This is a genomic window from Colwellia sp. BRX8-4 (genome assembly GCF_014077345.1).
Taxonomy (GTDB): domain Bacteria; phylum Pseudomonadota; class Gammaproteobacteria; order Enterobacterales; family Alteromonadaceae; genus Colwellia_A.
Genome location: NZ_JACGVS010000023.1, coordinates 31,521 through 54,904 on the forward strand (window position 1 = coordinate 31,521; position 23,384 = coordinate 54,904).

A 23,384-nucleotide genomic window follows, 5' to 3' on the forward strand; every position below is an offset into this window, starting at 1 on the left:
AAATTACAATGACTTTATGTTTTTAAAAATATTGGTGATTTTTCTACAGGAAGGGATTGAAATTATAAGAGTTATATCTATTGTTAGCGCTTCTCAACAAGCTGCATACCACAACCTTTTAAAATGATATGTTTTATCGTTCTTTTAGCATCATCAAAGTCGCTATTGGTCAGCGGCCTATCTAAAGCAGCTTCAATCTCAACTGAAAAATTAGCATAATGTTGAGTTGCCCCCCAAATAGTAAACAACAAATGGTAAGCTGATATTTGCTCATCTAACTTACCTTGCGCTTGCCATGATTGAATGATGTTAGCTTTGTCAGTGATCCACTGTTTAAAATCTGTTTTCAAATATTGACTTAAATAAGGCGCGCCATGCAGTAACTCACTAGCAAAAATAATTGAAGGAGTAGGATTAGTTCTTGAATACTCTATTTTCGCATCTATGTAGCTTGCAATTGCTTTTGCTGGGTCATCATTGGGCTTTATATCAGCAAAAGCTTGATTCCATAAATTGATAATATTAGTTAACACCGCACCATAAAGCGCGAGTTTATTCGTGAAATAATAATGAATGTTACTTCTGGGTAACATTGCCGTTTCAGCAATACGCGCAATGGACGCACCATTAAAGCCATATTTCTTAAATTCTTGTTCAGCAGCTTTTATTATTTTATTTTTGTTTAATAACCTAGCTTTTTGTTGTGTATTGACTAAATCATCATCAGAAATTTTTATTATTGCCATATTTTAACCAAAGACCTAACCGTTAACGCATTAACGTTTTTTAAATATATCAACTAAATCGTTAGTAAATTCTTTTTCATCTAAATTTAAACGCGTCTCAATACTATGAATATGTTGATACATAAGTGCTGTAGCTTTTTCAACCTGACCTTTTTCCATTACGTCGATAAGCTCGAAGTGTTCAAAATGCGAGCATTTAGGCGCATCAGGGTTTTCATACAGTACAATCACTAAAGAGGTTTGCGGTATTAAGGTTGTCAGAATGCGCTCAAGCGTGGTGTTTTTTGATATCTTCGCCAGCATCAAATGGAAGTCGCCACCGAGTTGAATACCTTCAACCATATGTTCACGTTTGATATTATTTTCTTCTGATTTAACTATTTTTTTCAATAAGTCGAAGTCACTATGCGTTGCATGCTTAATGACATCTTTAACAATCTCTACTTCAATTAATTTTCGAGCTTCAAGAATATCTTTACCTTGTTTAACGGTCGGACTTGCGATAAATGCCCCTTTGTTCGGTTGAATTTCAATAATATGGTCTTGAGAAAGTCGCAGTAAAGCACTACGAATCGTTGTACGACCCACATTGAATATTTTTGATAAATTTTCTTCAGTCAGCCGAGTACCAGGGCGTAAACGAAACGATAATATTGCATCAAAAATTTCTTGGTATATTTCTTTATCGCTAATTTTTTTAATTTTTTCGTCAGACTTCAACTTAACTTTCATCACAATCCTAAATACAAATTGACCACTTGGTACTAATCCTCTTAGATTATAGTATATAGAGTTTTATGTTAACTAGTCATTGAACTTCATTACAATCAATAACCTTATCGCTTATTTAAATAAATAGCGCCTAACTGGCGCTGAATATCAAAGAGACAGTCTCATGTTAAACAATCAAAATTTAAACTAAAGATCCCTAAATAGTTAATCTTCATTATGAGCATTTTTTTGATGGGTTAATCGAGTAACCTGTTAACGCTGACTAATGTTACATTATAGACTTGAGGTTTTACATTCTTTATCTCAGTTGTGGCTGAGTGAGACTGATAAACTTAGCACCCTAATCCCTATTTAGGGTTTAGGGTGACGATGAGAACTAAACGCTAGCCATTAGAAGCCCCTAATAGCTCATTTAAGATCACCAAAGCACCCGTTATTCGAATCAGGGGACAGCTAAAACTGCCGGTATCCCCTCTAAAAACACTTAATACAATATGGTCAATCCAACAAATCGTTATACTAATATAGTATGGTTTTAACCGCCAAATTTAAAACGTAAACCAGCATTAACAGTAAAACCATCGTTTCTTGACCAAATGTTGGTTGTCCATCGACCGCTAGGTGCTTGTTCGGGTAATACTAAAGAGTCATCCTTTGTTTGTCGCACATTTAACAAGTTTTCAGCATTAACAAAAAAACTTACTTGTCCGATGGTAATTTGACCCAGCAGCCCTAAGTGCCAATAAGGGCTGCTTCGCTCTCGATATGGGTTGTTTTCAAGTTGTTGTGTACCCGTATAGTAAGCTTCAAATCCTACCATATGACTACCATGTTCTTCCCACATTACAACAAGACCAGCCGAATGTTTAGGGGTTAACGCTAAGGGTACTCGGCCAAATTGCGGATCTCTTTCTTTAGTGGCGTCTATGTATAGATAGCTACCGGTAAATTTAATATCTTGCCAGCGATAGCGTAGTAATAATTCAGCACCGTTAATGTTACTTTCGCCAGCAGCATTGACGATAAGAACTTGCTTTCTTGAAGCATCATCACTATTAATCACAGCTAACTCAGTAACGTTATCAATATCTGACGCAAATAATGTTAGGCTAGTTTCTACACTGCCCAGCACATAGCTAAAATCTATAGATGCGGTAGATGCTCGCTCCTCATCAAGACTCTCTAGCGGCGCAAGTCGAGATAAACCGGCTTCATCAATATCTTCAATAAAAGGACTTGGTGCGAAAAAACCTTGCCCATATGCCCCTCTAACCGACCAGCTTTCTTGGTTGTATAATAATGAAATTCGCGGGCTTACTTGTGTTCCGTATTCATTATGCCAATCAGCACGTGCACTAAGCGACATAGAAATATCATCACTGACTTCATAATCTAGTTGCGAAAATAGTCCCGGCACTTGATAGGAATAATTAAATTCAGAAAAGGTATCAGATTCGAACTTTTCAGACTGTAGTGCTAAGCCAACTAGCCATGCCGCTTTATCAGAATACCCTGACAAACTCGACTCAATCAGGCTGCTTGTATGGCTATCATCCTCTTGAACAGGACCAAATTCATGCTCGTGGTCTTGTTTCATTGCCGAGCCACGGACATTAATAGTCATCACCTGCCCCAATGGGCGGTCATATATGAAACCAACATCGGTTCTAAGCGTACCCTGTGTTTGAGGAAAACTATTACCATCAGGTAAAGTAGCGTCACCTAAAGTACCACCATCTCTTTGTTCTTTCATTGCACCCAAGGTAACGTAAAGGTTTGCACCATTATCTTGCTGCCAATAGAAACGAGGTCGGACACTGTGCCTTTCGTAGCCAGCCAAATCAATCCAGCCATCGTTATCTAAGTCTTGCTCTTCTTGATGATGAACTCCAGCAGTAATCGATGCACTTAAAGCGCTAGTTAAAGGAGCGGCAAAGTATGAAGTGATATCTTGACCATTTTTAGACGTAGCATTAAGTAACACTTCGCCCTCATAAACATCTGAAGGTGTGCGTGAAATTAGATTAATCACTCCTCCAAGTGCTGAGCCACCATAAAGAGAAGAAGCAGACCCTTTAATTATTTCAACATTTGCAAGGTCTGTAGGTGGAATTTGCAACAGGCCAATTGAAGCGGTTTGACCACCGTATAAGGGTAAACCATCACTTAAGAGCTGTGTGTAACGACCATACATTCCTTGCAGTCGAATGTTGGAACTTCCTAACGCAGGCGAGGTAGTTTGCACTCTAACGCCACCCGTTTCAGCCACTAACATGGAGATATTCCCTGGACGCATTAGCGCTTTTTCTTGTATTTCTTCCCCATTAATAATTTCGGTTCGTGTTGCCGATTCAGTAACGATACGACCTAAACGAGAAGCGCTTACTTGAATTTTTTCAATTTTGTTATCGTTATGTTCATGGTGTTCTTTGTCGTGTTCATCTTCATTGTTATTTTCATTCGCGTAAGAAAACGCAGGGATTAACAGCATGGCTACTGCCGTTTTTAATGATATTTTAAACATTTTTACCTCAGGTATTACTTGATAATAATTCAGCACAAGGGCGCTAATTAACTTGAAAAGTGATGAGTTGTACAATCTTTGTTATTCTAAGTTTTTATGAGGTAAAAATAGGAGGCCGATAGAGCAAGGGAGAAATAGATTTAAGCTGCTCAAATTGTTGCATATAAAAAGCTTCAGCTAAGATAGTTATTTTAGCTGAGTGAACGACAGTATTAAAATATACAGTTGATGAACATGCATTAACAATACAAGTACAATTAACATCGCAACATTCGATACCACAGCAGTCTTTTGGGTTAGCTTTACTAGCTGTATTTAAACCGTAATGTTTTACTTTTTCGCTGGTGTCAAAAGAAAGAGATTTTTCTGAATTTTCACAAGACATAGCAGTATTAAAGCTAATTGCTTGCCCAACGAAGGCAACAAGCATCATTGCTATAATAAACATTCTTAACACTGCTTTAAACATAAAAACCCTTAAAAACCATACGCAGAGTATTATAAGAGTTTATTCATGATATGTGAACAATCATAGGCAACTTCGTACGAGTTATCTATTAAGTCGGTACTATAAACTGTTTAAGAGATTATTAATTATAATGCCTAGTTTGTCAGATAAGCAGACAAAAGTAGCATTAGCCTTTTTATGATGAACGACATCTATGGTAGCCTTGCTGGCAGTTATTGGTGGGCTTGGATTAGGTGAAACATCTATTTTCTGCCTGTTGATATCTACCTTTGAGAGCGGTTTTAATAAACGTTGATTTTAATTACCCATATTATTTTGTACTGACAAATTAAACGTTTTTACATCACAGTTACTGAGGGCATCACAACCTCTTATAATAAACCTTAAGCTTGATAGGTCATTATCTTGAAAAGACTCGCTTCCTACAGATTTGTTTCCAAAAGAGCAAGATAAGCTGTTGTCATCAATTACACATTGAACTTCACCTGTTGCGTTTGGGCAGAGTGAGAAAGAAGCGCTACCACATTTAAGCCCGGCTATTTTATTATCGTCAGAATATACGTCGCCATTAATCGATAAGTATAAATCTATTCTGTAGGCTGCAGAAGTCGGTGATACCCACTGAACTTCAAAGCGAGTACCTTCTGTAACAGTAACCTGCTCTCCTTCATAATAATCTCTTGAATCAAAGCGAATATTTTGTAAGGTGAAGCCTTCCTCAACCGGTGGCAATATATTAATCTCTGGTGTTTTTTTATCAGCACCGCCGCCACAAGCGCTAAGCACGATTAAAGTAGTGGTTAATATAGTTAATAAAAGATGTTTCATCGATGTCCTTTTTATTACGTTAAATGTATTCCATACTTGACAGCTCAGTAGTCAAAGAAGACATTAAGCTTTTCAGTTCATTACGTCAATAACAGGCACTAAAGTCATGTTAATATAATTGAGTGACGGATGACGTTATTGCAAATCATAAGAAATTATTTTTAGCTGAAAATCTCTCCAACAAGCTTATTACTGCCGTTGGTATTTCACCTATTTATACACAAGAATACTACATTGACGTCACTAGTCTCTAAAGCATTGAGGATTACCATCAAACTTCAAATCAATAAAATCGCTCATTTAAATCAAATAGAATGCTCAATTAGTAGACATCCGCTTGAGCTAAAATACCTTTGTTTATAAGTTGAGTAAGAACATAGTTACACTTTATTTTTAAGTGTTCTCTAAGCAGGCGAACTGCCGGAGTAATGGTCTGTCTACTTGGGCAAATAATCCATAATTCTGTTGGCTTAGGGACAAAGCCAGTTAATAGTGTCACAAGTTGGTTACTCAGCAAGTCATATGACATATCTAAACTAGATTTTACAGCTATTCCCTTACCACTTACACACCAACGCCTGACTAGGTCAGCATCGTTTGAAACGCGATTACTTTTCATTTTGACTTTAATAAACTCACTTTTATAAGAGAATTCCCATACATCATGAACAATGTCATGTAACTTATATAGAAGACCGTTATGTGTGGTCAAATCATTAGGATGCTTGGGTATACCATGCGCTTCTAGGTACTGAGGTGTTGCACAAATAACTCGTGGTACATTACAGATTTTAAAACCGTAAAGGTTGGCATCATTTGGTGAACCATAGCGCAAGGCAATATCAACGGGATCCCTATAGAAATCAATATTACTATCACTGACATGTAATTTAACACTGATCCCTGTGTGCTCTTCCATAAATTCATCAAGCCAAGGTAATACTAAATTCCGACCTAAATCTGAGGGGATAGAAATTCTTAATTCACCATCAATAATGTCTAAATCATCTTTAACATTTTGCTTAGCTACGTCAAGCATTTGCAATGCTTGCTGACAATTTGGAATATACCTTTCTCCTGCAACAGAGAGCCTTAAGCTTCGAGTCGTTCGTATAAACAGATCAACGCCAAGCGCACGTTCAACCCTTTTTATTGCTGCACTAGCTGTTGCTGTATGCATGTCTAAACTCTCTGCCGCTGCAGTAATACTGCGAAATTCGGCAACTTTTAAGATTACATTAAGATCTTCTAATAGCATGATTGTCAAAAATAATTTGATAAAGATTCTATCATTATGCTGTTTCTATTTGAGCGATCAAGTCATATCATTATAATCACCATAACAATTAACGTTAACTCCCCGTAATTAACAATTTTAAAGCTTTGGAGAAAAACCATGAAAGCAGTTGGCTACATACAATCATTACCGATCAGTAATCCTAAATCATTAATAGACATCGAACTATCGCAACCTACAGCTTCAGGACATGACTTATTAGTACAGGTTATGTCTATCGCTGTTAACCCTGTAGATTACAAAATCCGTCAAAATGTTGCAGCAGAGAACGATGAATACAAAGTGCTTGGTTGGGACGCTGTTGGTGAAGTCGTGGCCATAGGTGAGTCAGTGAGTCACTTTAAACCTGGGGATAAAGTCTTTTATGCCGGAGATTTAAATCGCCAAGGAAGTAACGCCGAATATCAATTAGTTGATGAGCGCATCGTCGGTCATAAGCCAAAAAGTTTATCCGATGGCGAGGCCGCTGCATTACCATTAACCGCGATTACTGCTTGGGAATTATTGTTTGAACGCTTATTAATCAAACAACAACATCCTGAGATAAAGAAAAAATCAAACGATATAATTTTAATTGTTGGCGCGGCGGGAGGTGTCGGTTCGATTTTAGTTCAGTTAGCAAGTGCACTAACAGGCGCAACTGTCATTGCTACGGCGTCACGTGATAGTTCTGCAAAATGGGTAAAAAAACTGGGGGCAGATTATGTTATCGATCACTCCAAATCACTAGTAGCACAAATTGAACAATTAGCTATAGGGCAAGTAACACACGTTGCTAGTTTAACGCATACTGACTCCTATTTAGATAGCTTTGTTGAACTGTTAGCTCCAATGGGAAAGATAGCCTTAATTGACGATCCTAAGTCGCTTGATATCAGTAAACTTAAATTTAAAAGTTTATCCCTGCACTGGGAGTTTATGTTTACACGTTCAATGTTCAAAACAACAGATATCAATGAGCAACATCGCTTACTTAACAAAATTGCAGACTTGATTGACCAAGGATATATCCAAACTACGGTCGGTAAAAACTTAGGAACCATTAACGCTAAAAACCTAAGAGCGGCCCATAAAATACTTGAATCAGGACAATCGATTGGAAAAATTGTTTTAGAAGGTTTTTAAAAGCAGTCCTACAAATGTAAGAGACTCTCTAAGACGATTAAGTATAATTATTAATAACTTAATAATAGGTATAAAAATGAAAAAATTACTTTCAGTAATAGCTTACAGCATAGCATTACTCACTACAGCGACTACATTAGCCAATAACAGCGAGCTTCACACAGTCGCTACATTCGATGCACAACATCCACCGGGTAACATTGCTATTACGCCATCGGGAAGAAAGTTTTTGTCGATACATGGATTTTATGGACAAAAGCAAAAGATCATGGAGCTTATGCCAGACGGCACCACAAAACCTTATCCTAATGAAGAATGGGCATATGCTTACAATAATGGTAAAGGTTTTTACGGTGTTCTTGGTATTAATGTATCAGCCGAGGGTGTGTTATGGATGCTAGATACGTCGGGTCCTGATCATGCGGGACGATTAGTGGGTTGGGATACTAAAAGTGAGCAGCTTGATAAAATTATTTATTTAGCAAAGCCAACGATTACAGATACGTCGTTTCTAAACGACTTAGCCGTTGATAACAAAAATGGCTATATCTATATTGCTGACACGGCACAAGGTAGTCAAGCCGCAATTATTGCTGTTAACCTTAAAACAGGTGCCGCACGAAGAATACTGCAAGACAGCCATTATACTCGTGCTGAAAACATCGACATAGTTATTGACGGTCGCACAATGAAAATTGGCGGGCAAGCTGCGCGTTTGGGTGTAAACCCAATCACTCTTGAGCCCAATGAAGACTGGTTATACTTTGGCTCCATGTCGGGCACATCGGTATATCGTGTTGCCACAAGCGCAATTATAAATGAAAGTCTGTCAAGTAAAGAGCTAGAGGAAAAAGTACAGCACTACGGTACTAAGCCTATTTCTGATGGTATTATTATCGATGGTGGCGGCAATATATATGTCACCGATATTACTAACGGCGCTATTGGCGTGGTTAAACCTAGTGGCGATTACCAAGTGTTATTTAAAGATGAACGTCTTGTGTGGCCTGATGGTTTTAGTTACGGAGACGATGATAAAATTTACGTTACCGTTAATAAACTTCACCGTTCGCCAATACTCAACAATGGTAAAGATGACAGCCAAGGGCAATATAGCGTGCTTTCTTTTAAGCCACTTGTTAAAGGTAAAGTAGGTCGTTAGTGCCCCGCTACCCTTTTCCTTGGCTTATCAACACTAAAAAGTCTTTTGGCCGCTTTTAACCATTAAAAATATTAAGGTAATTATCAATACGACCGTCTATTTTATTAATGAAGCAGACGTTCTATCCTAATATCGTGGCTCATAATATGAACCACGATATTAGAGCTTTAATGGTCAATATTCATTGATAATTAAACGGTTCTCAACCTCAGCGATAACAATAAAATAGTATTGCGCAACGCTCAAGTAATCATTAAGAAATTTGCTTAACGGCTAATTCAGGTGGTACCAAAGGCGCAATATCATTAACATAAAAAGTATCGCTAGAGGCTTGATTCCACCATGTTAACCACATCCCAGTAATATTTTCTTGCGTTAACTGACTCTCAGTCAGTTCAGGTACTGTGTGGGTATTAGATTCTAACATGCCGTTTGGTGTTCTACGTTTTATCATGTTGTAAGTTAACTGCGAGACATCATCTAGTCCCATGCTTCCCAATAATTCAAAGAAGCTATTTAGGGTGTGATGATGAAATGAGGTTACACGTTTGCCTTTTACTTCTATATCGATGGCTTTAGAGCGATTTTTATCTTGTGTGGCGACCCCCGTAGGGCACATATTGGTGTCACATTGCCTAGATTGAATACAGCCCAATGACATCATAAATGTTCGGGCCGCGTTAACAATATCAGCACCAAAGGCAACCTTGTTAAGCATGTCAAAACCTGAAGCTGTTTTACCGGCTGAAATCACCCGTATCTGTTTACGTAGTCCTAATCCAACAAGTGCCTGATGAACAAAGTAGGTTCCTTCCAAGCAGGTCATACCAAGTCTGTTACTAAATTCCACGGGTGCAGCGCCTGTGCCCCCTTCTGCGCCATCAACCGTAATAAAATCAAGGTATATGTTACTTTCCAACATGGCTTTGCCAAGACATAAAAATTCAGCGGGGTTACCAACACAAAGTTTGATACCAATGGGCTTGCCACCACTTAACTCTCTAAGTTGGCTAACAAATAACAGTAATTCAAATGGGCTATTGCATTCAGGGTTAATCGCCGGAGAGACACAATCTTCTTCTTTACTGACACCTCTGATCTGCGCGATTTCATCTGTTATCTTAGCTTTAGGAAGTACGCCACCATGACCAGGCTTAGCGCCCTGCGACAACTTTATTTCAATCATTTTTACTTGTGCTAATTGAGCCGTTTTAGCAAACATCACAGGATTGAAACGGCCATCTTCATTTCGACAGCCAAAAAGCCCCGTACCTATTTGCCAAACCAAGTCTCCACCATGCTTTAAATGATAAGGGCTAACACCACCTTCGCCAGTATTATGATAAAAGCCACCTGCACCTGCGCCTAGATTCATCGCTTCAATAGCTTCTGCACTTAAAGAGCCATAACTCATTGCTGATATATTTAATCTTGACGCTTTATAGGGTTTTGAACATTGTCGCCCGCCAACTGAAACGTGCTTAGATTCATCCTTTATTGTTTTTGGTGCTAGCGAGTGCCATATACTTTGATAGTTAGTTTGCATTAAATCTCGTTGAGTGCCAAAGGGAATGGTGTCTGTTACCGACTTTGCACGTCGATAAACCAGATCTCTTTGTTCGCGATTAAAAGGCATTTCTTCGGTGTTATTTGCAATAAAATACTGTTGAACTTCTGTTCGTATTGATTCAAAGAAGTAACGAAAGTAAGCAAGAACCGGATACAGTCTATTTAAGGTATGTTTACTTAGGGTAAGATCATATGCACCTACTATTGAATAGGTCAGGGTAAAAAACACCAAAAAACCAGGGAACCAACCAGCAATGGTATAAAGTAAGATAAAGCTACTGATGTTACCTAGGGTTAAAACTTGCCAGTAAAATTTTTGCGCTGAAGTCATTTTTTAAATATCCTACTATATTTCTAATCTGCTTATTTAACCCCATTGATCAATGGGATAATATTATTTTTTTGATGTATGGCGGTAATAAATAGGTGTAAAGCCTATAGAGACTGAAAATCTTTATCAATCATATTCACCACCCACCAGTTAATGTAATTTCAGGTTAGGCCTTAACGCTCTATTAACCCTACCAACAAGGACAATGAGTAAGGTTTTAAGCACACCAAAAAGTGTCACTTGGTGCATGCGGTATAACCCAATATAAACCAATCTTGCCAACTTACCTTCGATGAACATACTGCGTTGATTAATGTTTCCCATTAGGCTGCCTACTGCCGTGTAAGATGACAATGACACCAAGGAACCATAATCGATATATTCATAGGCAACCAAGGGCTTCAATGCTAATTTAGCAATAATATTGGTAAAGACAGTCGATGCCATTTGATGTGCTGCTTGCGCCCTAGGGGGAACTTTTATCCCTTTTAATGTCGTGCATGAGGCGCAGTCGCCAAGAGCAAATATATCGGTGTCTAAAGGGGTTTGCAGGAATGGATTAACCAATAATTGATTGTTCTTTGCACTTTCCAAACCGCCAATAGCTTGCATAAAATCAGGTCCCTTTATGCCCGCCGCCCAAACAGTAATGCTGCTAGCGATTTCACGACCATCTTTTGTTATTACACTGTTGGGCGTAACTTCAGTAACCGCGGTGTTAGTATTTACGGTGATACCAAGCGCCTCTAGTTCTTGTTGTGCACTTTGCGCTATACGTTCAGGAAGTGCAGCAAGGATCCGAGGCCCTGCTTCTACAATGTGAATATCTAGACTCTTTTTTGATAAATGGTCATATCCATAATTTTTCAGTAATTCAGAGGTTTTTACTATTTCTGCAGCAAGCTCTACGCCTGTAGCACCACCACCAATAATGGCAATATTGAGACTGCTGCGCGTATCGTCCCCTTTAAGTCGTAAAAAAGCATTAAGTAACTCAGTATGGAATCGCTCTGCATTTTCACAAGTATCAAGAAATGTACAGTACTCCTTTGCTCCCAGCGTATTAAAGTCATTCGTTACAGACCCTAACGCAAATACCAATAATGAGTATTTAACCTGGCGAGCAGGAAATATTAAAGCACCGTCTTGATCATTTAATTGTTTTAAAAGTACATGCTTCGATTCTCGGTTGAGTCCATCAACTACACCTAGCTGAAACAAAAAACCATTACGCGCACCATGGGATAAATAATCAACACAATCTATATCTGCGTCAAGTGAGCCTGAAGCGACTTCATGTAAAAGTGGTTTCCAAACATGTTTTCTATTTTGGTCGATTAAAATAACTTTTTGTTTGGTTTTTCGAAAATACTTGCCGAGTTTAGTGGCAAGCTCTAAACCTCCTGCACCACCACCGATTATAACAATGGGGTCTGAAGAAATGGTCGGTTTTCGCCACCAAGGCCTGATTAACATTTTATTCGCTGATCCTTAAACTATAATGAGCCAACACCATTAAAAGCTAGCGTTATTTGTATTAGATATTCCCTACCTTAATCTATGCTTAAGTTAGCGAATATGTAATAAACTATCATGCTATCTTTATGAATGCACTAAGGATAAAGCGTGTCTTCCTGGTTTAAACGTTTAGGTCCATTTCTTGGTGTTGTGTTCTTTCTTATGGCTGCGACACGAGTCTATTTTAAATTAGAACATTTTAAATATGCAGACTCTCTTTCAGCCTTGAGTAGTAGATCTAGTTGGGTTTTCGGCCTGGGTGTTATACTTACTTTGCTAAATTATCTGATCTCCAGCCTTATTAATAATAAGTTAATCCTAAATATTACTAACGACTTCATTACCAATAGAAGTCGTTAATATCTAGGCTAAAATTTACAGATCTTTTATGTTGTTAAGATAGTTTTTATAGTTAGACTTTTTATCTTCGAATAATTTCAGTAAATCTAAAGTAACAAAAACACCATGCTGCTGCTCGCTGTTAGTCGTTAAACCAAAAGAATAAGTATTGTTTATGTGAAACATAACCCCGTGAGATACCGACTTAACTGAAACTCTATCTGCATAGGTAGAGACGACTGAAAGTCCCAAAGGTATCTTTAACTGCCAGTAATTAATCCCCGCCCATTCTATAGCAAGTGCTTCTTTCATCTGTTCGCCATGTTCAGCATCGACACTGTAATGCATAATAATAGAAGGATGTAAGGCAAAGTACTGTTTATTGGGGGGTGGAACTAAACGGTTTTCTTTTAATTTATCTTGGTAATACCAAGTATTAATGGCTAAATCTATAAACGTTTGTGAACGCGAATTTTCAAAATAATTTGACCATGCAGTGTTCTTTAAAGCTATATTCATACCTGCTTTTGAATTGGCATATTTATAAGAAGATTCAAAAGGAGCAACAATTGCCTTATGCAAATTATCAAAGAGGATCTTACAGTTTTTTGGGCCATACCCCTTACAGTCAGCATTATCTAAAACTGCAATTTCTTCATTGTTATACTTTAGATGATATTTTCCTGTCTTAGTGCTTTTTGAGGCATTAATATTTTTAGGGTACGACAATGTGGTTAACGATTGATAAGCATTGTTGATGATAAAATCGCTGTCGACACCCATTTTTTCTAGCGGTTTAACATGCAAGGAAAGTTTTTCCTTCCAATTAATAAACCAAGCATTCATCGCTTGATCGACTTCTGAGCCATCAAGAAGTTTATTACATATTTTCAGAGAAATATCATCAACACCCTCATACATATTAATAAAAACCTTCCCTTTTGTAGCGTCGTGTTTTTGACAAATAAGCTCTTCAGAAAAAGAAGATAAAGATATCAAGGCAAGTAAAATAGCCGCCAATAAATATTTCATTGTTTATCCTCCTTGAAATATCTAATAAAACCGGTGATAGCTGCCACTAATCCCTTAATGTCAGCAGTAAAGCCGCCTGTTTGTTGATAATTTTTAATTTTATTTAGCTCTCCTTGATAATGTTTAAATGCCTTATTAGCTTGTGTTTGCTCAGTAGAGCTGGGGTCGAAGTCATCTAAAAATGTATAAAGTAAAGGATAAGATACTTTTGGATCTTCAATGTACCCTTTAATTGAATGGGTATTCTTGCGACTAAATTCTTTAGTAACAATTTTTCGATATGCATTATCAAACGCTGATTCACTTATCCAACTACCATTATTTTTAGGATCGAAGCGTCTAAATAAATCAAAAGCAATAGGGTCGCACTCATGATAGATATTATAAAATTCATTCATTATTCCGCCAACACCAGGTTTAACAATAGATTGATAAGGTGAAGTTAAACCAGAAGCCCACGTGACTAAATCGCTAACATTAGCGAAACTCCAATAGGTAGATATTTGCGGTTGACCGAGCGGTTTTTCATCAGGAAAGAGTTTATTTAATGAGTCATGCATTACTGACGTGCCAAGAGAATGCGTTAAAAAATGATAAGTCGTACCTGCACTGTGTTGGCCAAATATACTCACTAACTCTTTGATAACAAAGCCCCTAACGCTTTCACCAAATATAGACAAATATAGGATAACATCTAAGGCATGAGTATTTTCAAAGGTATCACTCCCCAGATTGGCATCAATACCTATCAATTTATTCATTAAGTCAGGCGTATCAACACCCGCCAGCTGAGTTTTAATGAAGTGTTCAACTGTTTTACTGCTGCTTGAAATTTCCTTACGGATCTTCTCAAATAGATGGTCATAACTAATACTATGAATGATCAATTCATTTTCAATTTTTAGTTTTTTATAACTTGGATACCTTTCCAATGCATTGTTAATTGACTCAACAACGTCTTCTTTAAAAGAGTCAGAGGTGTGCATTCCAATGCCATGCATTAAAATTAAGACGGGTTTATCGCTCATTTTTTTCTCCAAATATCGACGTCAATGTTAAATTAAATAGACTTTACGAACGTGAAGATTCAGCCGAGTAAAAAAGGAAAGGCGCTATCCTAGCTAAGTCAAATTGAATCCATTTAAGTTCAATAACCAACTATAGGTGCAGCCTATAAATTAAACAACAATAGAGCGCCATTAGTTTATGTTATATAGATTTTCATAATGAACATAACCTTATTCGCTAACTTATTATTGATTTGCTGAAATTTAAAATATCATTATTTTGCGGTGAGTAATTCGCCATGCTCACTGATAAGCAGTTGACATGGCTTTTACTTAAACGATTATTTGATAGGTAAAGCGCCTGATAAATTTTATTCAGGGGTAGCGCTATTAGTGGGGTTTTTCACATGTATATCTAACCATTAATATTGTTCCCACAGCATATGGAGCAACGACTCTCTGGCTCGATAACCGTGTTGCTCATGTGGTAGCATCACCAAGCGAGCATTACCGCCAAGTCCTTTTAGCGCAGCAAACATTCGTTCTGATTGCATTGGAAAAGTACCTGAATTTGGATCTTCTTTACCGTGGAGCATCAACATTGGCTCATTAATTTTTTCTGCATGAAAGAACGGTGGCATCGATGCATAGGCTGGTTGACCTTCCCAAAAACTACGCTCTTCTCCTTGAAAGCAGAAGGGTTCGGTGGGTATTTCACTTACAAACATCTATGCTCGCAATAATTACTTTATAATTAGGCCAGAAACATCCGATAGCACTTCAACTTAATCTTGCTTAGGTTACAATCTAGCAAGACATAAAAACCAATCAATTCGTCCTAAGGAAATTCATGAATCAGTTACTACGTGCCGACGATAAAGGTACATCACTTTTTATCATCAACAAAAATAACTATAACGACTGGTTAAGCGAGCAAACTCAGCAAAACCAAGCATGGTTAGCCAATACTAATTATAAAGCTGAAGGTTTAGCGTTATTACCTAATACTCAAGGGGAGTTGTCGCTAGCAGTATTTGTTGTTGAAGATGCCAATCACTTCTTTGCCTGTGGCGAATTAATTAAGCAACTTCCTCCTGGTCAGTATTTGTTACATGCGAAAGATGAACAGCAACAAGCCATCTGTTTTTCATGGCTAATGGGCGCCTATAAATTCGATCGTTATGTAACAAAAAACAAAAATAATGACCCGCTTCCCTGCTTAGCCGTTAATAATCAGACCATAGTCGACAGTGCCATTAAATATGCCGAGGCAACGACTTTAGTACGTGACTTAGTCAATACGCCAGCAGCTGATATGATGCCAATAGATCTTGGTGACTGTGCGCAAAACTTGGCTAATAGGTATCACGGCCAAGTTCAGCAAATTATTGGTGATGAGCTGGTCGAACAAAATTACCCAACCATACATGCCGTTGGTCGCGCGAGTGCGCATGCACCTCGTTTAATTGACTTAACTTGGGGTAATAGCCATCACCCAAAAGTAACGTTAGTGGGTAAAGGCGTTTGCTTTGACAGTGGAGGTCTCGACTTAAAACCCGCTGCTGGTATGCGTAATATGAAAAAAGATATGGGCGGATCTGCACATGTCCTCGGATTAGCTCAACTAATTATGTCGCATAACCTACCAATTAATCTACGAGTACTCATTCCTGCGGTAGAAAATGCCGTGTCGAGCAATGCCATAAGACCTGGTGATGTTATTACTACACGCGCAGGTATTACCGTTGAAATTCACAACACTGATGCAGAAGGTCGCTTAGTATTGTGTGATGCTCTAACAGAAGCTGACACCGAACAGCCTGATTTAATTATTGATTTTGCAACCCTAACTGGCGCAATGCGTGTTGCTTTAGGCACAGAATTACCAGGATTTTTCTCAACAAGCGATGAAGTTGCTGCAGGTATTACCCAAGCGGGCAGCAAAATTAGCGATCCGGTCTGGCGTATGCCCCTTTATAGCCCATACGGTGATTTACTGAAAAGCTCTATTGCTGATATGACCAATTGCGCCGCAATACCCTTTGGTGGTGCAATTACCGCGGCATTATATCTACAAGAGTTTGTTAAAAAAGAGACTGATTGGGTTCACTTTGACGTGATGGCATTTAATATCAGAGCTTTACCAGGGCGCCCCCTTGGCGGTGAAGCTTTTGGTATTCGCGCCGTATTTGATTACTTACAAGCTAAGTATAAATAAGCAATTAAAACCACATCGCCATAAAAGTTAATAACTGCGGTGCTTTTGCGCCGCATTTATTCATAAATGTCTGTCGCTACCAAAGCTAGTTTTTATTGATACTTTCCCCATTTTTCTGTCGGTACCTCACTTAACAACACCTTGCTTTATCACGAGCTGAGTACCTCACTCAATAATCAAAAAAAAGCCATAATATTCAAAATAACACTTGATCTAAATCAACAAAGGTTTAAACTTTCAGAAATTACTGAAAGTTCAGAAGACTTAATTATGATTATGACAGCTAAAATCGAATCGTTCGTTATGCACTGTGGTGAAATGGGCAGTCGCTGGGGCTTTAACCGCACCGTAGGTCAAATGTATGGTTTATTAATTATTCACAATGATTCACTCACTGCGCTACAAATATCAGAAGCCCTCAACATTTCTCGCGGTAATGTCAGTATGGGTATTAAAGAATTACAGTCTTGGCGCTTAGTTCAAGTACAACATAAACCCAAAGATCGCAAAGAATATTACTCACCGGCTGGGTCTATTTGGGAAATGGCAATACGTGTCTTTGAAGAACGTCGCAAACGTGAGGTTGACCCTACCCTGTCACTATTACGCGATAATCTTTTAGATGAACCCGCTAACCCTCAAGAACAATATGCACAGCAAAAAATGCATGAGATGCATGACCTACTTGAAACGATTACCCATTGGGCGGCAGAACTACAAAGCATGAGCCCAGAAAAACTTAATACATTAATGAAACTTGGTGCCGGTGTCAGTAAAGTTATTGATATAAAAGATAAACTTTTAAATAAAAACTAAATTGTCACTTTGACTTTTTTAAAGCTAGCACATTAATGTTATAAAAAATTGTCACTTTAAACGTTAAACCCGTTGATGATACTCGTGTTTTCTAGGGTTTATGGAGTAAATCATGTTAGAAACCTTAATGCTTTCACGCATCCAGTTTGCCGCTAATATTAGCTTTCATATCCTGTTTCCAACAATAACCATCGCACTGAGCTGGTTTTTGTTTTATTTCAAATTACGCTTTGACCAAACCAATGATCCTATCTGGATGCGGGCCTACCGTTTTTGGGTCAAAATTTTTGCCCTTACCTTCGCAATAGGTGTGGTTACCGGTATTACTATGTCGTTTCAATTTGGCACTAACTGGCCAAAATTTATGGAAACAGTCGGTAATATAGCGGGACCATTATTGGGTTATGAAGTACTCACTGCTTTCTTTCTAGAGGCTGGTTTTTTAGGCATTATGTTATTTGGTATGAATCGAGTTTCGGCTCGAGTACATACATTATCAACGTTAATTGTCGCTTTTGGTACCAGTTTATCGTCATTTTGGATCCTAGCACTTAACTCTTGGATGCAAACGCCTCAAGGTCATGAGATGCGCGATGGTGTCGCATTCCCCGTTGACTGGTTTGCTATTATTTTCAACCCATCATTCCCTTACAAGTTGTCTCATATGCTGGTTGCCTCTGGTTTAACGGCAGCATTTTTAGTTGCGGGTATAAGTGCCTATCGCCTACTCAAGGGTGATAACAAAAAAGCGCCACAATTAACGCTAAAAATAGCGTTAACAGTCGCTGCGGTGCTGGCACCAGTACAGATATTGTTAGGTGATATGCATGGGTTAAATACCTTAGAACATCAACCACAAAAAATTGCTGCCATGGAAGGTATTTGGCATACCGAAAAAGGAGCACCGCTGTTGTTATTTGCACTTCCTGATGAAGAGCAAAAAACCAATCATTTTGAAATAGCCGTTCCTAAAATGGCCAGCTTTATTTTGACACACGATTTTGATGGCGAAATAAAGGGGCTAAACGAATTTGAAGGTAACCATCCCCCTGTTGCGCCGGTGTTCTTTGCTTTTAGAATCATGGTGGCTTTAGGTCTCTTCATGTTTATTGTCGCTTGGTTTAGTCATTTTCAATTGTGGCGTAAAAAACAATTGCCCCCTTGGCTATTAAAAGTACTGGTTGCGATGAGCTTCTCGGGTTGGGTCGCCACATTAGCGGGCTGGTATGTCACTGAGATTGGCCGACAACCTTGGCTAGTGACAGGGATTTTAACGGTAAAAGATGCAGCGACAGATATAGCACCAGCAAATGTAGGAATTACACTTACACTTTATTTGACTTTATATGTTGTCATTATGGTTGCCTACCTACACACCCTATTTACGATGGCAGGACGAGCGATTGAACTTGAAGAATTCAGTATCGATGAACAAGTAAAACCTGTTATTCACACACCTAGTAAATCAATCGAGGGATAAGTTATGTTTGAAGAAAATACCTTAGCGCTAATTTTTGTCTCATTAATGGGTCTTTCAATCTTACTTTATGCCATTTTAGATGGCTACGATTTAGGTGTTGGCATTATGCTACCGCTCGATCAAACAGATAATGCAGATAATGCAGATACGATGATAGCTTCAATAGGCCCTTTTTGGGACGCTAACGAAACTTGGCTAGTCTTAGCGATTGGTTTATTGTTGATAGCCTTTCCTGCGGCGCACAGTTATATATTTAAAGAGCTCTATTTACCCACCGCGGTATTATTAATTAGTTTAGTGCTTCGTGGTGTAGCTTTTGATTTTCGTGCTAAGGCGGCCTTTGGTCATAAGCCTACGTGGAATAAAGTCTTTAAAATAGGCTCGTTACTCGCTGCTTTAAGCCAAGGTTACATGTTAGGTATGTATGTTATGGGCTTTGAAAGCACTGTAGCCGCTTATTGTTTTAGTTTACTGAGTGCCTTTGGTGTTGCGGCCGCTTATAGCTATATAGGTGCTTGTTGGTTAATTATGAAAACTGAAGGTGAACTACAAATACAAGCGGTAGCTTGGGCAAAAAAATCAGGACTAATTTGTTTCCTTGGTATTATAGCTGTCTCCTTTGTTAATCCATTAATTAACCCAGGTGTCTATGAAAAATGGTTTGCTTGGCCAAACACTTTATTGATATTAACCTTACCCGCTATTTGCTTTGCGTTATTTATTTTTAGCTTAATACAACTAAAGCAACTACCTAAAATAAATGACAAAGGCTGTTGGCGACCTTTTGTCGCGGCAGTGATTATCTTCACTCTATGTTTTTTTGGTTTAGCCTTTAGTTTTTTTCCGTACATAGTGCCTAACAAGCTGACTATTTGGGAAACAGCCGCAGCACCTGAATCTTTGAGTTTTCTCTTATGGGGAACCTTCATTGTGGTACCGGTTATATTTAGTTATACCGCCTTTTCTTATCGGGTATTTTGGGGCAAGGTGCGAGAGCTCAGATATTATTAAGCGTGAGTTTATCCTTAAATAAACTAAGCACAGACACTTATTATTAATGTTCTTCTGTTAAGTATTTTTGCTAAGCGCCATTCTTAATTAAAAACCAGCCACAAGGCTGGTTTTTAATTAAGGTCATTATACTTTGGCTATCATATTAAGCATTAATCGGTAAACGCATTGGTCTTTTACCTAAGACCGCCAATGCATTTGCAACTGCTGGGGCAATAGTCGGTACGCCAACCTCACCCAAACCACCGGGTTCATTAGTACTTTCAAGCAATTTCACCTGAACAATCGGCGCTTCAGCCATTTTAATAATAGGGTAATCATGAAAATTGCTTTGTTTAACACCACCACTTTCAATATCACAACGCCCATAAAGTGCCGCCGTTAGTCCAAAGAGCACACCACCTTCAACTTGAGCGATTGCTGAGTCTGGGTTGACCACCACGCCACTGTCAGTCACTATCCAAACACGATGAACAAGCGCTTGGTTATTTTGCAGTGAAACTTCAGCAACGGTAGCAACCATAGTGCCAAAACTTTTTTGTACCGCAACGCCCATCGCTTTACCGTCAGAGCTAACACCGTATTGCCAATTACACAGCTGCGCCACTTCCTTTAAGCATTTTGCATGATCGTCGTTATTATCGAGCAATGCTAATCGATATTTAATGGGGTCAACCTGTGCTTTTTCAGCCAATATATCAATGAAACTCTCGTTGAAAAATGCATGTTGGCTATTTTCGACACTACGCCAAAAACCAATAGGCACAGGAGAAGGATGATTAGCAAACTGCACCTTAATATTATCAACATTATAAGGTGGCATAGAGGCTGGCGCACCACCTTCGCTGCCATAGCTTGCCGATAGCCAGTAACGTGGTTTAGCGTTTTCGTCAAGCTGTGCTGAAAATTTTGCCAGAACTGCCGGTCGATAAACATCTTGTCTCGTGTCTGCCTCACGTGACCAAGTGAGTTTGATAGGAAACTTGTATTTTTTTACTAAAGTGACGACTTCATCAATCCACATTATTGGATTGTCTTCACTCATGCTAAAACCGACACGACGACCAAAGCCTCCTCCCATTGAATGAGCATGAAAAACAACATCTTCTACGTCCATATTAGCGACTTTTGCCGCATGAACACGAGCGTAAAGTGGATTTTGCACACCCGCAGCAACATGAAGCTTATCGCCTTCTAGCCAAGCGCTCGCATTCATCGGTTCCATAGTAGCATGTGCTAAATAAGGCACCCAAAATTCAGCTTCAACTGTTTCACCGCTACCGCCTAACACAGACGCTACATCGCCAATATTGTGGGCATCACTTAATTCTCCTTGTAAACTCTCACGTTGAAAGTTTTCAATACTTGCTGAACTTAAATCACTATTTTTATGGGATGCTGCCGTAATTTTTAAGGCTTTTATCGCTTGCTCTGCTCGCCAAGGATTATTAGCGATAACAGCAACGGATAGCCCCATATTTTCAACACCCAGCACACCCCGCATCGAGGTAATTTCAGCTAAGTTATCAATAGTGGCGACATTAGCGCCAAAGACACCGCTGTGTGCAATAGCTGCATAGCGCATCCCTTCCACATGGCGATCGATACCGTATTGTGTTTCAAGAAATATTTTGTCGGGTAAATCATGACGAGGCATTGCCTTACCAATAAACTTACGATCACCTTTTGCACGAAGTGTGTAGTTTTCAGGAACGTCTAAAGTTGCCGCATGCTCAACCAGTTCGCCATAACTCCAGCGGTTGTCGCCATCAACAACATATCCAGCATCGGTAGTCGTATTAGTACTTGCGCCGTATTTATCGATGGCTGCGTTAATCAGCATTTGACGTGCAGCTGCGGCTGCTTCACGCATAACTTGCCAGCCAGTAAAACGAATAGAGGCGCTACCCCCAGTCATTTGCATATTAAGTAAGTCGGCTAGACGGTTGAAAGCATTACTAGCAATATGCTCTGCCCAGACTGGTGGCTTACCAATCATTTCACTAACAAAGCCTTCAAAAACGCCACCATTGGAAAATGCAGTGGTCGCAGGCGCAAGCTCTAATTTGATTTGTGGCCAATTCAAGTCAAGTTCATCGGCCACTATTTGGGTTAAACCAGTACCGGCACCTTGACCAAGTTCGGTATGCGGAGAAAGTAGTGTAACGGTATTGTCTTTGTTAATACGAAGCCACAAGTTGAGCAAGGTATCTCTGGTGTTGCCATCTCGCTGCACACCAAGGCGATCATGCATGGCCAAATGTGTTCCTAAACCAATAACCCCTAGCGCTAATCCGCCGCCAATCGCTGCACCACCAAAAACGAACATCCGACGAGTAAGACTCATAAAGACATCTCCTTTGCTACATCAAGAATGGCAGCTTTAACTCGACTGTAAGTTCCGCATCGACAGATATTGGTCATTGCAGTATCGATATCGTCAGAACTTGGATTAGGAGTACTCGCTAATAATGCAGCTGCTGCCATCATCATTCCTGACTGACAATAGCCACACTGAGGAACTTGGTGTTTAATCCAAGCAGCCTGTAAAGCGTGCGGAGCCTCTTTTGAGCCGAGAGTTTCAACCGTATTCACTTGCTTACCTTGGGCTGCAACCGCCGGATACATACAAGAGCGAACAGCCTGATTGTCAACATGAACCGTGCAAGCACCACATTGTGCTATACCACAGCCAAACTTAGTGCCGCGAAGACCGGCTTCTTCACGGATCAACCAAAGCAATGGCATATCGTCTTCGACATCAAATAATTGTTCTCGGCCATTAAGGTTGATAGAAATCATAGGGGTTCCTTGCTAAAACATTATAAAGAGAGATAAAAAATCGCCGCTAAAATCAATCGATAAGATCAATCTAAAAAATCAAAACTGACGGTTATTGTGTTTGGACTTGTGACTATCATCGCTAAAAACTATTCTCGTCACAATAGCAGCTATTGATAATTTACAACGATGTTCTTCGCAATTAATCACTTTGAGCAGAACCTATTAAAGGTTATTCACGTTTATTGAATAAAATAAATATTATGTTGCTTTCTATTTTCAGTCAATAATTACCTTATAACCACTCAATTTCTTAGTGTGCCCCCCTACTATTTAATGTTTAATATCGTTAGATTCCAGCTGTTTTTCTCAGGAGGTAGAATGTGACTTCGTTAAAGA

General features: G+C 38.9%; 18 protein-coding genes and 1 pseudogene. 6 read left to right on the top strand and 13 right to left on the bottom strand.

What is annotated here, in order from left to right; genetic code table 11:
* Window positions 1-83 precede the first annotated feature (83 nt).
* The 6 genes from H4J56_RS16330 to H4J56_RS16355 all read right to left on the bottom strand — a co-directional run bounded on the left by H4J56_RS16330 (window position 84) and on the right by H4J56_RS16355 (window position 6,557).
* Window positions 84-746, bottom strand: a complete 663-nt coding sequence (locus tag H4J56_RS16330; RefSeq protein ID WP_182216237.1) for a TetR/AcrR family transcriptional regulator — start codon at window positions 744-746, stop codon at window positions 84-86.
* Between the two features lie 30 nt (window positions 747-776).
* On the bottom strand, window positions 777-1,478 hold the full coding sequence (locus H4J56_RS16335) for a GntR family transcriptional regulator (protein WP_182216236.1): 702 nt from the start codon (window positions 1,476-1,478) through the stop codon (window positions 777-779).
* Window positions 1,479-2,013: 535 nt separating this feature from the next.
* Window positions 2,014-4,002: a TonB-dependent siderophore receptor gene (locus tag H4J56_RS16340; protein ID WP_182216234.1), complete on the bottom strand. Its 1,989-nt coding sequence runs from the start codon at window positions 4,000-4,002 to the stop codon at window positions 2,014-2,016.
* 94 nt (window positions 4,003-4,096) lie between these two features.
* Window positions 4,097-4,471 carry a hypothetical protein gene (locus H4J56_RS16345; RefSeq protein ID WP_182216233.1) on the bottom strand — a complete coding sequence of 125 codons (375 nt, stop codon included), beginning with the start codon at window positions 4,469-4,471 and terminating at the stop codon, window positions 4,097-4,099.
* A 297-nt stretch (window positions 4,472-4,768) separates the two neighbouring features.
* A complete protein-coding gene (locus H4J56_RS16350) occupies window positions 4,769-5,299 on the bottom strand; it encodes a hypothetical protein (protein WP_182216231.1) in 531 nt (176 codons plus the stop codon).
* 322 nt (window positions 5,300-5,621) lie between these two features.
* Window positions 5,622-6,557 carry a LysR family transcriptional regulator gene (locus H4J56_RS16355; RefSeq protein WP_182216230.1) on the bottom strand — a complete coding sequence of 312 codons (936 nt, stop codon included), beginning with the start codon at window positions 6,555-6,557 and terminating at the stop codon, window positions 5,622-5,624.
* A 138-nt stretch (window positions 6,558-6,695) separates the two neighbouring features.
* Between H4J56_RS16355 and H4J56_RS16360 the strand changes: the two genes are divergently transcribed.
* Together H4J56_RS16360 and H4J56_RS16365 are read left to right on the top strand one after the other, a co-directional pair.
* Window positions 6,696-7,721, top strand: a complete 1,026-nt coding sequence (locus tag H4J56_RS16360) for a zinc-binding alcohol dehydrogenase family protein (RefSeq protein ID WP_182259610.1) — start codon at window positions 6,696-6,698, stop codon at window positions 7,719-7,721.
* Window positions 7,722-7,797: 76 nt separating this feature from the next.
* Complete coding sequence (locus tag H4J56_RS16365) at window positions 7,798-8,883, top strand: L-dopachrome tautomerase-related protein (protein WP_182259611.1); 1,086 nt, start codon at window positions 7,798-7,800, stop codon at window positions 8,881-8,883.
* A gap of 253 nt (window positions 8,884-9,136) precedes the next feature.
* Here H4J56_RS16365 and H4J56_RS16370 read toward each other — a convergent pair whose 3' ends face one another.
* The 5 genes and pseudogenes from H4J56_RS16370 to H4J56_RS16390 all read right to left on the bottom strand — a co-directional run.
* Window positions 9,137-10,783, bottom strand: a complete 1,647-nt coding sequence (locus tag H4J56_RS16370) for an FMN-binding glutamate synthase family protein (RefSeq protein ID WP_182259612.1) — start codon at window positions 10,781-10,783, stop codon at window positions 9,137-9,139.
* Between the two features lie 150 nt (window positions 10,784-10,933).
* Window positions 10,934-12,259: an NAD(P)/FAD-dependent oxidoreductase gene (locus tag H4J56_RS16375; RefSeq protein WP_182259613.1), complete on the bottom strand. Its 1,326-nt coding sequence runs from the start codon at window positions 12,257-12,259 to the stop codon at window positions 10,934-10,936.
* A gap of 417 nt (window positions 12,260-12,676) precedes the next feature.
* Window positions 12,677-13,672, bottom strand: coding sequence for a hypothetical protein (locus tag H4J56_RS16380; RefSeq protein ID WP_182251508.1), 996 nt, complete (start codon window positions 13,670-13,672; stop codon window positions 12,677-12,679).
* Window positions 13,669-14,700 carry a hypothetical protein gene (locus H4J56_RS16385; RefSeq protein WP_182216220.1) on the bottom strand — a complete coding sequence of 344 codons (1,032 nt, stop codon included), beginning with the start codon at window positions 14,698-14,700 and terminating at the stop codon, window positions 13,669-13,671. The genes H4J56_RS16380 and H4J56_RS16385 overlap by 4 nt, the downstream gene beginning before the upstream one ends.
* Before the next feature lie 401 nt (window positions 14,701-15,101).
* A pseudogene (locus H4J56_RS16390) lies at window positions 15,102-15,380 on the bottom strand (alpha/beta hydrolase family protein); the annotation flags it as partial.
* Between the two features lie 149 nt (window positions 15,381-15,529).
* Between H4J56_RS16390 and H4J56_RS16395 the strand changes: the two are divergent.
* The 4 genes from H4J56_RS16395 (at window position 15,530) to H4J56_RS16410 (ending at window position 20,204) form a co-directional block, all read left to right on the top strand.
* Window positions 15,530-16,897 carry a M17 family metallopeptidase gene (locus tag H4J56_RS16395; RefSeq protein WP_182216218.1) on the top strand — a complete coding sequence of 456 codons (1,368 nt, stop codon included), beginning with the start codon at window positions 15,530-15,532 and terminating at the stop codon, window positions 16,895-16,897.
* 270 nt (window positions 16,898-17,167) lie between these two features.
* Complete coding sequence (locus H4J56_RS16400) at window positions 17,168-17,713, top strand: GbsR/MarR family transcriptional regulator (RefSeq protein WP_182175603.1); 546 nt, start codon at window positions 17,168-17,170, stop codon at window positions 17,711-17,713.
* Window positions 17,714-17,825: 112 nt separating this feature from the next.
* On the top strand, window positions 17,826-19,193 hold the full coding sequence (locus H4J56_RS16405; protein ID WP_182259614.1) for a cytochrome ubiquinol oxidase subunit I: 1,368 nt from the start codon (window positions 17,826-17,828) through the stop codon (window positions 19,191-19,193).
* 3 nt (window positions 19,194-19,196) lie between these two features.
* The gene (locus tag H4J56_RS16410) at window positions 19,197-20,204 is read left to right on the top strand and encodes a cytochrome d ubiquinol oxidase subunit II (RefSeq protein WP_182259615.1); all 1,008 of its coding nucleotides are present in this window, start codon (window positions 19,197-19,199) and stop codon (window positions 20,202-20,204) included.
* A gap of 145 nt (window positions 20,205-20,349) precedes the next feature.
* Here H4J56_RS16410 and H4J56_RS16415 read toward each other — a convergent pair whose 3' ends face one another.
* Together H4J56_RS16415 and H4J56_RS16420 are read right to left on the bottom strand one after the other, a co-directional pair.
* Window positions 20,350-22,551 (bottom strand): xanthine dehydrogenase family protein molybdopterin-binding subunit, encoded by a 2,202-nt coding sequence (locus tag H4J56_RS16415; RefSeq protein WP_182259616.1) that lies wholly within the window; start codon window positions 22,549-22,551, stop codon window positions 20,350-20,352.
* Entirely contained in the window at window positions 22,548-23,006 is a 459-nt protein-coding gene (locus tag H4J56_RS16420) for a (2Fe-2S)-binding protein (RefSeq protein WP_182216211.1), read from the bottom strand. The genes H4J56_RS16415 and H4J56_RS16420 overlap by 4 nt, the downstream gene beginning before the upstream one ends.
* Window positions 23,007-23,384 lie beyond the last annotated feature (378 nt).